Below are 14,464 nucleotides of genomic sequence, written 5' to 3' on the forward strand. Positions count from 1 at the left end.
AACTATTCTTTGCGACCGAGGCGCGGCCTTCGCGAGCAGGCTCGCTCCCACAGGTTCGGTGGTGGTCACACATGTTGTGCACGACACAAATCCTGTGGGAGCGAGCCTGCTCGCGAATGGGCATCACGCCATTTTCACGCCAGGCGTCAGGGCCGATGGCAATACCAGGCTCGGGGTTTCCAACGACGCCACCGGGTACGCGCAGTAATCCGCTGCGTAATAGGCACTGGCGCGATGGTTGCCCGAAGCACCGACACCGCCAAAAGGTGCGCTGCTCGCAGCACCGGTCAGCTGTTTATTCCAGTTGACGATCCCGGCACGACTTTCCAGCCAGAACTGCTGATAACGCGCTTCGGAATCCGACAACAGACCAGCGGCCAGACCATAAGCCGTGTTGTTCGCCTCAGTGATCGCCGCTTCAAAATCAACATAGCGAATCACTTGCAGCAACGGGCCGAACAGTTCTTCGTCCGGACGCTCGGCCACCGCCGTTACATCGACAATGCCCGGGGTCAGCAACGCGGCCTGCGCCTGTGGCTGAGTCATCGCCAGCAGCGACACCGCGCCGTTGGCCAACAGATGTGCTTGCGCGTCCATCAGCGCTTTCGCCGCGCCGAGGGAAATCACCGAGCCCATGAACGGCGCTGGTTGTTGATCGAACGCGCCGACTTCAATGCTCGCGCTGACTTCCACCAGACGCTTGAGCAGGCTGTCGCCCCACGCGCCTTGCGGTACCAACAGACGGCGCGCACACGTGCAGCGCTGGCCGGCAGAGATGAATGCCGACTGAATGATCGTGTAAACCGCTGCATCCAGATCCGCGACCTGATCAACCACCAGCGGGTTGTTGCCACCCATTTCCAGCGCGAGAATCTTGTCCGGGCGCCCGGCGAATTGCTGGTGCAGGTGATTGCCAGTGCGGCTGGAACCGGTGAAGAACAGACCGTCGATGCCCGGGTTCGCCGCCAGCGCGATACCGGTTTCGCGAGCGCCTTGCAGCAGGTTCAAAACGCCGGCCGGCAGGCCGGCTTCGATCCAGCACTTGACCGTCAGCTCGGCGACTTTCGGGGTCAGTTCGCTTGGCTTGAACAGCACGCTGTTACCCGCCAGCAGCGCCGGTACGATGTGGCCGTTCGGCAGGTGGCCGGGGAAGTTGTAAGGACCGAACACCGCCACCACACCGTGCGGCTTATGGCGCAACACGGCAGTGGCGTCGCCCAACGGGCCGCTCTTCTCGCCGGTACGTTCGCGGTAGCTCTGCACCGAGATCGCGATCTTGTTGACCATGCTGGTGACTTCGGTCGCGGCTTCCCACAGCGGTTTGCCGGTCTCTTCACCGATGGTGCGAGCCAGTTCGTCAGCGTGGTTTTTCAGCGACGCGGCGAAAGCCTCAAGCACGCTGATGCGCTCATCCAGCGAACGACGTGCCCACTCCGGAAACGCCTGACGCGCAGCCTGCACAGCCGATTCAACCTGAGCAGTGGTCGCGCCCTCCCCCGACCACAGCACTTGCTGGGTCACCGGGTTCAGCGATTGAAAAGCTTCGCCCTGACCGGCCAGCCACTCACCTGCGATGTATAGCGAATTCATTATTTCGACTCCCGTGCAGCGGACAACGCTACGGCGCGCACTTGGTCGCCAGCGTTGAGTTGAAGACGTTTGGCGGTCTGCGGATCAACCACCAGCGTGCCGGCAGCGAGACGCGCCGGCGCAGCGGTGATGCGGCAGTCTTCGCGCTTGCGGTTATGGATGATGAACGGCGTGGCGTCGTCGCCCGGTGTACCGACGGCCAGCACCAGTGCTTCACTGTCACGCACCGCGCGGATCTTGCCGGTTTCGCATTCGATGGCCGGGCCGGCGTCGAAAATGTCGACGTAACCCTGATAGCTGAACCCTTCGCCCTTGAGCATCGCCAAGGCTGGCTCGGTGTCCGGGTGCACCTGACCGATGACACTGCGCGCGCCTTCGGAGAGGAAGCAGGTGTACAGCGGGAATTTCGGCATCAGTTCAGCAATGAACGCCTTGTTGCCAACCCCGGTGAGGTAATCGGCCTGGCTGAATTCCATCTTGAAGAAGTGCCGACCGAGGCTTTCCCAGAACGGCGAACGGCCGGCGTCATCGGACACGCCGCGCATTTCGGCAATGATCTTGTTACCGAACAGTTCCGGGAACTCAGCGATGAACAGCATCCGCGCCTTCGACAGCATGCGACCGTTCAAACCACTGCGGTAATCGGCGTGCAGGAACAACGAGCACAGCTCGGAATTACCGGTCAGGTCGTTGGCCAGGAACAGCGTCGGAATCTCGCGATAGATGTTCAGCTCTTGCGAGGCGCTGACGGTCAGGCCGACACGGAAGTTGTACCAGGGCTCACGCATGCCAACCGCGCCAGCAATGGCGGAAATCCCCACTACGCGGCCGTCATCGTCTTCGAGCACGAACAGGTAGTCCGCATCACCACGACCGGCTTCACCGCGAAAGGTCTTCTCGGCCCAGCCGACCCGATGGGCCAGACGTTCTTCGTTGGCCGGCAACGTGGTCAGGCCGGTGCCGGTGCTGCGGGCCAGGTCGATCAGAGCGGCTAAATCGCTGCTGCGTACGGGACGAACAATCATGCTATCTCCTCAAACGGGCCGCCTTCGCCACCCGTGAAACTCGCTAAGGCGTTAAACCGCCACCAGGCGCACGCTGGCACCTTCACCGACGCCCAGGGCTTCGGCCGCTTCCAGATCCAGAGTCACCGGTTTGCCCGGCGCGTAATCCAGCTCCAAGAGCACCGCGCGGTAATCCTGCAACTGCGCGTTGGCCACCAGATACTGGCGCCCGGCACCTTTGACAGGCTCGCCGATCTTCACCGGCACCACGCGGCTCTGGGCGATCGAACGGATCCCCGAAACACGCGCATGCAGGGTCGGGCCACCGTCAAAAATGTCGATGTAGTGATCAGTCTCGAAGCCTTCGCGCATCAGGATGTCGAAGGTGATCTGCGCACGTGGATGCACCTGGCCCATCGCCTCTTGGGCGGAATCCGGCAGCAGCGGCACGTAGATCGGATAATGCGGCATCAGCTCGGCGAGGAATGTACGGCTTTTCAGCCCGCACAGACGCTCGGCTTCGGCGTAGTTGAGGTCAAAGAAGTTGCGCCCGATTGCATCCCAGAATGGCGAGTCGCCGTTCTCGTCGCTGTAACCGACGATCTCGGTGACCACCGAATCAGCGAAACGCTCCGGGTGGCTGGCAACGAACAGCAGACGGCCACGGGAATTGAGTTCCGACCACGGCGAACCCACCAGCTCGCGCTGCACGTAGAAACTGGTCAGCAAGCTGTTGCCGGTCAGGTCGTGGCACTGCGAGAGCACGTGGATCTTGTTGTGGATCTTCAGCTCGCGCGAAGCGTGTACGAAGGTCTCGTTACGGAAGCTGTAGAACGGCTCCGAATAACCGGCCGAAGCGACGATGGCCGAGCAACCGACCAGCTTGCCAGTGGTGGAATCTTCGAGGACGAAGAAGTAACTCTCTTCACCGTTGAAGCTCACTTCGGCGGCAAACGAAGCTTCGCTCGCGGCGATCTTGTCGCTCAGACGTTCCACGTCATCCGGCAAGGAAGTGACACCAATCGGGCTGTCCGCAGCCAGACGCTGTACCTCGCCCAGATCAGCCATTTGCGCGGGGCGCATCACCAGCATGGTGTCACTCCTTTCTCTTATCAATTCACAGAAAAAAACACCGGACACTGTGGGAGCGAGCCTGCTCGCGAAAGCGGTGTATCAGTCAGCATAGATGGCGACTGAAACTCCCTCTTCGCGAGCAGGCTCGCTCCCACAATGAATCGCACCGGCATCAAAAATTGGGTTCGACGCCTGAAAAACTCCAGGCGTCGAAGGGTCTATCAGGCTTGCGTCAGTGCTGCAGCAGCGCGTTCGAAGCGGTCGAGACCGGCATCGATATCAGCGTCTTCCACCACCAGGCTCGGGGCGAAACGGATCACGTCCGGGCCGGCTTGCAGAATCATCAGGCCTTCTTTTTCAGCGGCGTTGAAGATGTCTTTGGCCTTGCCTTTCCAGGCATCGCTCAGCACGCAACCGATCAGCAGGCCGAGACCACGCACCTGAGTGAACAGGCCGTACTTCTCGCCGATCTGCTCAAGGCGCGCCTTGAATTTGTCGTGCTTGGCGTTCACGCCGTTCAACACTTCAGGGGTGTTGATCACGTCGATCACCGCTTCAGCGACCGCGCACGCCAGCGGGTTGCCGCCGTAAGTGGTGCCGTGAGTGCCGACGACCAGATGTTTGGCCAGCGCTTCGGTGGTCAGCATTGCCGCGATCGGGAAACCGCCGCCCAGGCTCTTGGCGCTGGTGAGGATGTCCGGGGTCACGCCGTAATGCTGGTAAGCGAACAGCTTGCCGCTGCGGCCCATGCCGGTCTGCACTTCGTCGAACACCAGCAGCGCGTTGTTCGCGTCGCACAGTTCGCGGGCACCTTGCAGGTAAGCCAGTTCGGCTGGCAGCACGCCGCCCTCGCCCTGGATCGGTTCGAGCACGACCGCACAGGTCTTGTCGGAAACGGCGGCTTTCAGCGCTGCCAGATCGTTATAAGGCACGTGGGTGATGCCGGTGATTTTCGGGCCGAAACCGTCGGAGTACTTCGACTGGCCACCAACGTTAACGGTGAACAGGGTACGACCGTGGAAGCTGTTCAGCGCGGCGATGATTTCGTACTTCTCGCTGCCAAAACGGTCGAACGCCACACGACGGGCCAGCTTGAACGCGGCCTCGTTGGCTTCAGCGCCCGAGTTGCAGAAGAACACCCGCTCGGCGAACGTGGCGTCGATCAGCTTGTGCGCCAGGCGCAGCGCTGGCTCGTTGGTGAAAACGTTGGACACGTGCCACAGCTTGTTCGCTTGCTCGGTCAGTGCACCGACCAGCGCCGGGTGCGCGTGGCCCAATACGTTAACGGCAATCCCGCCGGCGAAGTCGATCAGCTCGCGGCCGGCCTGATCCCAGACGCGGGAACCGGCGCCACGCACCGGAATGAAAGCGGCAGGCGCGTAGTTGGGAACCATTACCTGGTCGAAATCGGCGCGTTGTACCGCAGCGTGCTCAACGGACATCGGAGTCTCCTGATGAGGGCCACCCGCCTGAAACTGGCGAGCGATGGGGGGATTGTAAGGACAGTTTTCTGCCCGGCCTTGTCGCCAAGCGACAACTTCTTATAGCGCAAACCCCGGATTTTCACGGGTTTACGGCAATGCGACATATAGCGTCGCAAAGGCGCAGTTTAAACTGGCGCTGCCGATTTGCGGCAGGTCGGGAAGGATATCAACTCAATGCCCTTTCACCGGTATAAATATGTACCGCACTCGCTGTGCGTTGCTCTGTTTTGCTTGGCACTTTCCACCGCCAAGGATTGGCCCGATGTACCCGACCGCAGAGCAGCACACCGCCCCCCGCCAAATCGTCGATTCCCGACAGCCCGATGCTCATTACCTGCATCTCAAAGACAGCCTGCCCGATTGGCTGGGCAACGCCTCGCCAACCCGACGCAACGCCCTCAAGAACACACTTCCGGTGATGCCGCTGAAACTGCAAGGGCTGCCGGTCGCTCAGCATCAGGCGCTTAAAGCCCTCAATGCCGCCCACTGGTCGGCACAAAACGCTGTCGACCAACGGCTGGCCCACTTGCAGGATGCCCGAGCCTTCGCCGAGCCATTGCTCAAAGCCGCGCTCAAGGCTCAGTTCAATCTGGATCTGGATGTCAGAACCACGTTCCTGCACCTGTACATCCCGGTGACCACTCCGGTGTTTTCGATCAAGACCGGTGCCCGTACCTGGAAAGTGTCGTTGCTGGACGCCGCTTTGCATAACTTCGAGGAAAAGGAAACCGTGGACGATGCCTACGAGGCCGACTCCACCTACATCACCGTCCCCACCCGGAATGGCCGTCCCCTCGGTGAGGAGGATGTCGATCCGGCGCTCCCCGCTCAACCCTCGCTGAGTGACGTGTTCGACACCCTGCCCGGGATCAAGCAACAGATGAGCATCCCGGCGTTCACCCGGCTCTGTCGCAAGCTGGATATCGGCGCGCAATACATGACCTATCTGGAAGACAACCTCGGAATCAGCGACGGGCAAACCGCCGCGGCCTTGCGCCAGCAAGTCGACAAAAGCCAGCAGGCCGGACTGAAAGCCGCCCTGCAATTTGCGCGCATGAGCGGCGACATCAGTGACAGCTGGTTTCGCACGATCAGCGCATTGGCCGATGGCATCCCGCATATGCGGATCAACGGCCATTCCGTGTTATGCCACAGCCTGACGATGATGGCCGCGCCGCTGGCTGACATTGTGCTTTTTGCGCCGCCAACCTATGAGCTGCGAAGTGCGGCCCGAGTGGTGGTCTATGTGCCGAACGACCCCGAGCACCCGATCAAGGAGTACGCCTCATCGGCAGCCTTTGAAGTCGAGCTGACCCGCCAGTTGCGCTCCGCCGACTACCAGAACTTCTTCAGTCGTTTCATCAACCATGAACAGCGCGGCTTTTTCTTCTCCAGCCTGAACACGCGGCTGAGCCGGGTCACATGGCACCCACCGCAAGCCGGCAGTTCTGAAGCGCCCTGGCGAGACGAACCGTTGGACAAACCGAAACTTCAATTGAACCCGACACCGATCAGCGGCGAATTATGGGAACACCTTTATCAAGGCAAGTTGAACAAGATTCTTAACGACGCCGCAGTCATTGCCGTCGCCACCGCTGCGGTGGATTCAAAAGCGCGCTGGGCGCTATGGGATTCGTTCGTCGGCATCGCTTCGGCCGTTATACAGACCGCTGCGTTCATCATTGCGCCGTTCGTGCCGTTTCTGGGAGAGATGATGATGGCGTACATGGCCTATCAGTTTCTCGACGAAGTATTTGAAGGCATCGTCGAATGGGCACACGGTCAAAACACCGAAGCGCTGGAACATCTGTTCGGTTGCCTGGAGTCACTGGTCCAGCTCGGCGCATTTGCCGTCGGCGGTGGCATTGCCGTGAGCGAGTTTCGCAATGTGTTGCCCAAAGAGATTGTCGCCTTCATCGACCGCTTCAAACCGGTGAAGATGCCCGACGGCCAAACCCGCTACTGGGCACCGGATCTGGCCCGCTACGAACAAAAAACCGCACCTGACCACTCGTCCACGCCGAATGGACTCGGGTTGCATCAGCATCAAGGAAAGCAAGTGCTGTCACTGGATGAAGCACATTACGCCGTGACCGAAAGCCAGATTCCCGGCCAGTATCGAATTGACCATCCCACCCGCTCCGATGCCTACAAACCGCTACTTCGCCATAACGGCAACGGCGCGTGGCATACCGAGCTCGAACAGCCGCTGGAGTGGGATTCGCCTACGGCATTGCGACGAATCGGCCACACAATCGAAGCGTTCACTCCCGCTCAACGCGAGCGCATCCTTCAGGTCAGCGGCTTTGACCATGAAGCCCTGCGCCTGATGCATGTCGATCAGGCGCCGTTGCCGCCTTTGCTGGCCGACAGCATTACACGCTTCAGGATCGACCAGGATCTTCAACTGTTCATCGAACAAATGGCCAGCGAACTGCCTGAACAGCAACGTGCCGCCGACCCGTTGACACAGTTGCAACTGCTCAGCGAATACGGTCGCTGGCCTGCCGGCAAACGCCTGCGCCTGACCGATCAGCAAGGTCTCGTCATTTGGCAGTCTGCAGCCGACGAGACCTTGCCACTGACCGATATTCACTTGAACAATCTGCGCGACGGCGACGTTCTCAAAACGCTGCTGCAAACGCTCAACGAACAGGATGCCAAAGCGTTATCGGGCGAAACATTCGCCGGGCCGGATCTGTCGCTGGAGGTGCGCACCCGCAATTTGCGCCAGCAGCTGCTGCAAGTCGCCAAAGCGCAGCGCGGGGTGTTGTTCGATGCTCGCTACCAGGCCATCGAAACGCCCGAAGACCCATTGATCACCTGCATCACGCAACATCAATCGACACTGCCCCTGCCCGTCACCCAGGCACTGCTCAACAGCGCCACCGGCGATGAGCTGCTGCAGATCAGCGAAGGTCAGTTGCCACAGCGTCAGCAAGACCTGATCCAGATCGCCACTGCCCAAGTACGCATCACGCGTGCTTATGAAGGACTGGAGCTGGACTCGACGAGCAATCCGGACACCGACACGCTGGTCCTCCACAGCCTCCGGAACTTGCCGGGCTGGAGCGGTGACGTGCGCCTCGAGATCCGTGATGAGCACTACGCAGGCGCACTGCTCGACAGCACCGGGCGTGTCGATGCCCCGTCGCAAAAAGTCCTGGTCAGGCAGACCGATGGTCGCTACCAGCCGTTCGATGACCGCGGCCAGCAATTGCACGCGGTCGCGGATATTTACTCGAGCATCCTCTACGCCCTGCCGGACACTGAACGCCAGGCGCTGAACCTGCAGATTGACCAGGCGCCACAATTGAAAAGTGCAATACGTGCCCGACCGCTGGATCGCGCGAATCTGCGCGTGGCGATTTCTTTGCCCCCCGCGCCAGAGACACAGCTGGAAACCCTGCGCTTGGTGGGACGCGGCGGTCATCAGCCAACGTTTGGTCTGTCTGAAGCCTATCTGCCGCCCGGCGGCCTCGCAGAACCCGCTCCGCTGGAACCTGTTCAGGTGATCTACCGCGGCTACACCGCCCAGGAGGCCGAGGACTTTGCGCTCAGTTTCAACCAGGATCCGGTCGCCATCAGAAACGAACTGGCGCGCCTGAGAGGCGAACTCGGCCAGCTTCAAGATGATCTGCGTCTGTGGGAGCAGCAGGTGCCGGCGAACAACCCCGCCACCGGCCTCCCTTTGACGGCGATTGAACGGCGAGCGGCAAGGCAAAGCCGAACGAATCTGAGGATCGACCTCGAACGCTGCTGGCGCAGAGAGTTACGCAGCTCTGCCGGTTACATCCTGCAGATCAGGGACCCGATCATTGGCGATCTGCCGGTGCTGAACGCCGATTTCAGCCATGTCATCTTGCTGAGCATCAATGGCAGCGCCCGCACCGGTGCCGTCGACGGGTTTCTGCAGCGATTCCCGCGGCTGATGTATCTGGACATCCAGAACCTGAACGTGCCGAACCTGCCGCCCGCCATCAGCACGATGTCGAGCCTGCGAAACCTGACCGTGCGTAACTGCGGCATAGCGCTGCCGGCCGACAGCCGCTCGCTGTTTTCGCCGCTGTCCGAACTGCAGGTGCTGGACCTGCAGGGCAACCGACTGGGCGCCACGCCCGATGTGCACGCCATACCTTCATTGCGCTACATCAATCTCGACAACACGAACATCACCACGCTGCCGGACGGTCTGCTCAATCATCCACGACTGGCTACCGGCAGGTTCGACGGCAATCGGATCGTCGACATTCCCGAGGCTTATTTCGAGCTGTCTGCGGTGTTGAGCGATGGCTTCAGCTTTGCCAACAATCCCTTGTCTGCAGTCAGCCGCGAGCGGGCGAAAATCTACTACCAGCGAACCTCAAAACACTTCGGCATCTTGCCGGAACGAGCCGATTTGAATCGGGCCATGAACCTCTTTCCCGTACTCGACACCGAGCGCGCCACTGAACTGCTCTATCGATTGCCCGGAACACTGGTTGACGGCCGCGCGCGGCTCGCCCGCTGGGAAACCGAACTCCACCAGATGCAAAACGACCTCGCGCAATGGACCAATAACGTTCCTGACGTTCACCCCGAAACCGGCCTGGCGTTGACCATGAGCGAGCGGGTAAATGAGCGCCTGGCCCGACAAGGATTCAGCATCAAACTGGAACAGTTCTGGCGCGAAAGATCTCCGGCAGCCCCGAGCCTGCGCAACAGTCGTCTGCAAGCGAGCGTCGAGTTCATCGGCGATATGCCGGTGCTCGAAGCAGACTTCGCTCACGTTGGCGCATTGTTGCTCGATGGCAACAAAAACGTTTCGGCCCTGCGGCCCTTTCTGCAACGTTTTCAGAATCTGACCCAACTGGAACTGAGTTTTTTTGACCTGGAATCCGGCACATTGTCATCCATCGATGCGCAGCAACTGGTCACATTGCGGCTGAAGGATTGCGGGGTGGTAAACACCCCGCAAAATCAGGCAGCGCTGACCGCCATGAACCAGTTGCAGACACTCGAATTGCGCGGTAACCCCCTCGGAACCTTTTTTGATCTGAATCTGCTGCCCTCGCTCAAATATCTGGACGTCTCCGATACAGGCCTGCGCGAGCTTCCACCCGGCATCGCCGACCATCCCCGCCTGAGATCCGCACTGTTCAGCGAGAACAACATCAGCGAAATGCCCGACGCCCTGTTCGATCTCCCGGCCGACCGCAGCGACGGCATTGATCTGGCCGATAATCCGCAACTCTCGCTCGCCACCCGCGAACGAATAAAAACCTACTACCGCCGAACCGGGCAGGATTTCGACGTACTCGCGGATCCTGCAGACATCACCCTGGCGCGCGAACTGTTCCCGGCGCTCGACACCGTCGAGGCCAGTGAAGTGATCTATGACCTGCCCGGCAACCTGGCAGACGGCAGGACTCAGCTCTACACCTGGAAAACAGAGCTGGAAGGGCTCAAACGCGACCTTCGCGCATGGGCCCTTCAGGTACCGCAACACGATCCCGTGACCGGTGCGGCGATCGATGCCATCGAGATGTACAACAACTACACGGCACGATCGGAATTCGCTCAACGACTGCAGAATTTCTGGCAGAGCCGATCGAGCACATCGAGCATGCGCGAGGATCATTTCTTCGCCAACCTGGCCTTCAGCGGAAACATGCCACGGCTGACGGCGGACTTCAGCCATGTGTCAACGCTGAATCTGATAGGCACGCCAGCCATTGGTGAGATCGCCTCCTTCATTGACCGGTTTCCCAACCTGCACGTTCTGGAAATGCGCAACTTCGCACTGGGGCAGGTCCCGGCCAACCTTGCGCGCCTGTCAGAGCTCAGGGAGCTGACACTGTCCAGTTGCGGTATCACCTTCACGCCTGAAGGGCAGACGTTGCTGCAATCGTTGAGTGAACTTGAACGGCTGAATCTGAGCCATAACACGCTGGTGCAGATTCCCGATCTGGCGGGGCTGCCGATGCTCAATGATATTCGCTTGATCAACACCGGCCTGGCCAACGTGCCCAATGGCCTGGCCACTCACTCGAACCTGCGCACTGCGCTGCTCAACGACAACGCGATCACGGATCTGCCGGAATCCTTTTTCACGATGGACATCGATCTGGCTGACGGCATCAATCTGGCCAAAAACCCGTTGTCCACCGCTACGCGTGATCGCATCAAGGCGCACTACGCGGCCATTGGTTACGACTTCGGCGTACTTCCCGATCTCGCCGACATCACCACCGCACAGCAATTGTTTCCTGACCTGGACATCGAAGATATCACTCATGTGATCTATGAATTGCCCGGAACACTGGCAGACGGCAGCGCTCAACTGGCGCACTGGGAGATGGAAATCACGCAGATGGTCAGCGACCTTGCCGAATGGTCCGACCGTGCTCCGGCAGGCCCTTTGGGGTTGAACATGATCGCGGCTGATCGAGCCACGCAACGGTTTGAGCGCCGAGCGTTCAGTCGGCAACTGGAACACTTCTGGCGTAGTCGACAAAACAGCAAAACAGAACTCAGGCTCAATGCGTTCGACGCCAATCTGCGGGTGATCGGCGATCTGCCGACGCTGGCGGCCGACTTCAGCCATGTCACCCAACTAACCTTGCAAGGCAACGAAGCGCTGTCCGGCACCGAGGGGTTCCTGAGCTGCTTTAGCGGACTTGAGGCACTGGAAATGCGCGGTTTTGCCTTGGGTCAAGTACCCCTGGCCCTGTCTCGTATGCCCAAGCTGAAAACACTGGTATTGAGCAACTGTGGCGTTGCTCTGGAAGAAGCCGGGCAAGCTGCGTTGTCCTCGCTGTCCCGACTGACCATGCTGGATATGTACAACAACCCACTGGGCGACACCCCTGACGTTTCTGCATTGAGAGCACTGACCTTCATCGACCTCTCCAGAACCGGGATCGAGCAGATTCCCCCCGGCCTGCTCGAATTGCCGGTACTGGAAACCGCGATCCTTCATCAAAACCGCATCAGCGTGCTGCCAGAGGCACTTTTTCAGCTGTCCCCGGACGCCAGCAATGGTTTTGACTTGAATCAGAACCCACTGTTGCCGGCCATGCGCGAGCGGATAAAAACCCACTGGCAAGCACAGGGCATTAATTTTGGCGTTTCCGTCCCGCAGGAAAACAGCCTGTTGGCCCGCGAGCTGTATCCGCATCTGACCGATTCGCGGCTCGACGAACTGGTTTACAGCCTGCCCGGCACACTGGCCGACGGGCACCTTGAACTGATACGCCGACGCGGCGAGCTGACGTCCCTGATCAGTGATCTCGAAACCTGGACCACACAGACTCCAGTCGATCCCGTCAGCAATGCCCCGCTGCCCCCCGAAACCTTGCTGCAGGAGCGCGAACGCCGGGAACAATTCAAGACAAGCCTGGAGTATTGCTGGCGCCGAATCGTCACCGCGGGTCAAAGCGAAATCAGTTTCACCTCGAACCTGCCGATCATCGGTGAGCTGCCGACGCTGTCCGCTGACTTCAGCCACATACTTGCACTGAACCTGACGAGCAGCAGCTTCACATCGCCTCGTCTCGGTCGATTCCTCGAGCGTTTTGCCAACCTGCACGCACTTGCCATAGAAGGCTACCAACTGGGGGACATTCCCTACGCGGTTGCAGCCATGGAAAACCTGACGGAACTGAGCCTGATCGACTGCCGTGTCACCCTTACCGAGGACACCGCGAATGCATTGCGCAACATGATCAATCTCAATCGACTCAACTTGAGAAACAACATGCTGGGCCGAGTCCCCGACCTCAGTCAGATGACCGCACTGGCCAGACTGGATCTGAACAACACGGGACTGACAGACATACCGCCGGGTTTATTCAGTAGCGCGCGCCTTGATAATGCCAACCTGGGCAACAACGGCATCAGCGAATTGCCCATCGAAATCATGGACGCCGACACTACCGATTTCGACTTCAACGGCAATCCGCTATCCCCGACCAGTCAGCAAACCCTCAATGTTTACCACAGCAGAAGGGCTGCGCGATTGGCGCTGACGCGAAGAACCCGACAGGAATTCGACGCGTTCGAAGACGACTCGTTTTCCAGTGGCGCCGAAGCCAGGCCGTACATCGACTCTTCCGGAAGCTCCGCTGACCTGGTCGTCGACTAAGGGTTAGCCGCGCTCAGGCGGCACCGACGACAATTCGAACGGGCTGCTGCTGCGCCGCTGGTTGCGATCTTCCCGCGGCGTGGCACCGAAGAAATTGCGGTAGGCGCTGGAGAAATGCGGCCCCGAAGAGAAGCCACAAGACAGGCCGATCTGGATGATCGACTTGCTGGTCTGCATCAACATCTGCCGGGCCTTGTTCAGGCGCAGTTCCAGGTAGTACTGGCTCGGCACACGGTTGAGGTATTGCTTGAAGATCCGTTCCAACTGACGACGGGATACGCACACGTGCTGGGCGATTTCGTCGGTGGTCAGCGGTTCTTCGATATTGGCTTCCATCAGCAACACCGCCTGGGTGAGCTTCGGATGACTGGAACCGAGACGGTTCTGCAACGGGATGCGCTGACGCTCGCCGCCCTCGCGGATGCGCTCAACGACCAGCTCTTCCGAGACCGCGCCGGCCAGTTCTGCACCGTGATCACGAGCCAGCACCGCCAGCAACAGATCGAGCACGGACATGCCGCCACACGCGGTCAGGCGATCGCGATCCCAGTCGAACAGATGGCTGGTGGCGATGACTTTCGGGAAACGCTCGGCGAAATCGTCCTGCCAGCGCCAGTGCACGGCGGCGCGATAACCGTCGAGCAAACCGAGTTGCGCCAAGGGATAAACGCCAGCGGACAGACCGCCGATGACTGTACCTGCGCGTACCAATTGCTTGAGCGCACTGCTGAGTGCCGGGGCCAACGTGGTCGGTGGCTCGTCAGCGAGCAGGAACAGTTTCTGGAAATTTTCGAGCTTGCCCGCCCATGCCTCGCCGGGCAATTGCCAGGCGCCTTCGGCCGGAGGTTCTGCTTGCAGGAACGACAGTTCGTAAACCACGTCCGGGTGTACCCGCTGAGCAACACGCAAGGCTTCCTCCGCCAGCGCCAGCGTCAACGCTTTAGTGCTGGGCCAAATCAGGAAACCAATTCGATGGGCAGTCATGGGCGGGCGATCCGAAACGAAGAACAGTGATGAAGGCATGGGCCAATGCTAGCCCGTAAATGAACACAAATCTTGAAACCAACCGAGATCCAGGCAGGGATCCAACTGTGGGAGCGAGCCTGCTCGCGAAAGCGGTGGATCAGTCGACATCTATGTCGGATGTCACACCGCATTCGCGAGCAGGCTCGCTCCCACAGAGATCG

Annotated in this window: 6 protein-coding genes; 1 reads left to right on the forward strand and 5 read right to left on the reverse strand. The window is 60.0% G+C overall.

Annotated elements, in window-relative coordinates:
- Positions 1–123: 123 nt before the first annotated feature.
- From astD to HU718_RS23255, 4 genes are all read right to left on the reverse strand, one after another.
- Entirely contained in the window at positions 124–1,593 is a 1,470-nt protein-coding gene (gene astD, locus HU718_RS23240; RefSeq protein WP_186614705.1) for a succinylglutamate-semialdehyde dehydrogenase, read from the reverse strand.
- A complete protein-coding gene (astA, locus tag HU718_RS23245; RefSeq protein ID WP_008077921.1) occupies positions 1,590–2,615 on the reverse strand; it encodes an arginine N-succinyltransferase in 1,026 nt (341 codons plus the stop codon). The genes astD and astA overlap by 4 nt, the downstream gene beginning before the upstream one ends.
- Positions 2,616–2,666: 51 nt before the next feature.
- The gene (gene aruF / locus HU718_RS23250; protein ID WP_007919353.1) at positions 2,667–3,686 is read right to left on the reverse strand and encodes an arginine/ornithine succinyltransferase subunit alpha; all 1,020 of its coding nucleotides are present in this window, start codon (positions 3,684–3,686) and stop codon (positions 2,667–2,669) included.
- A 203-nt stretch (positions 3,687–3,889) separates the two neighbouring features.
- Positions 3,890–5,110: an aspartate aminotransferase family protein gene (locus HU718_RS23255; RefSeq protein WP_007912711.1), complete on the reverse strand. Its 1,221-nt coding sequence runs from the start codon at positions 5,108–5,110 to the stop codon at positions 3,890–3,892.
- 304 nt (positions 5,111–5,414) lie between these two features.
- Between HU718_RS23255 and HU718_RS23260 the strand changes: the two genes are divergently transcribed.
- Positions 5,415–13,277 (forward strand): dermonecrotic toxin domain-containing protein, encoded by a 7,863-nt coding sequence (locus HU718_RS23260; RefSeq protein ID WP_186614585.1) that lies wholly within the window; start codon positions 5,415–5,417, stop codon positions 13,275–13,277.
- A gap of 3 nt (positions 13,278–13,280) precedes the next feature.
- Here the strand turns inward: HU718_RS23260 and argR are convergent, their stop codons facing one another.
- A complete protein-coding gene (gene argR, locus HU718_RS23265) occupies positions 13,281–14,261 on the reverse strand; it encodes a transcriptional regulator ArgR (protein WP_007912706.1) in 981 nt (326 codons plus the stop codon).
- Positions 14,262–14,464: the final 203 nt, after the last annotated feature.

The sequence above is a fragment of the Pseudomonas tensinigenes genome, from assembly GCF_014268445.2.
Classification (GTDB): domain Bacteria; phylum Pseudomonadota; class Gammaproteobacteria; order Pseudomonadales; family Pseudomonadaceae; genus Aquipseudomonas; species Aquipseudomonas tensinigenes.

Excerpts from the sequence above, each read along its gene's own strand:
- astA (WP_008077921.1), bottom strand. The coding sequence starts at position 2,615 with ATGATTGTTCGTCCCGTACGCAGCAGCGATTTAGCCGCTCTGATCGAC.
- HU718_RS23260 (WP_186614585.1), top strand. The coding sequence starts at position 5,415 with ATGTACCCGACCGCAGAGCAGCACACCGCCCCCCGCCAAATCGTCGAT.
- argR (WP_007912706.1), bottom strand. The coding sequence starts at position 14,261 with ATGACTGCCCATCGAATTGGTTTCCTGATTTGGCCCAGCACTAAAGCG.
- HU718_RS23255 (WP_007912711.1), bottom strand. The coding sequence starts at position 5,110 with ATGTCCGTTGAGCACGCTGCGGTACAACGCGCCGATTTCGACCAGGTA.
- aruF (WP_007919353.1), bottom strand. The coding sequence starts at position 3,686 with ATGCTGGTGATGCGCCCCGCGCAAATGGCTGATCTGGGCGAGGTACAG.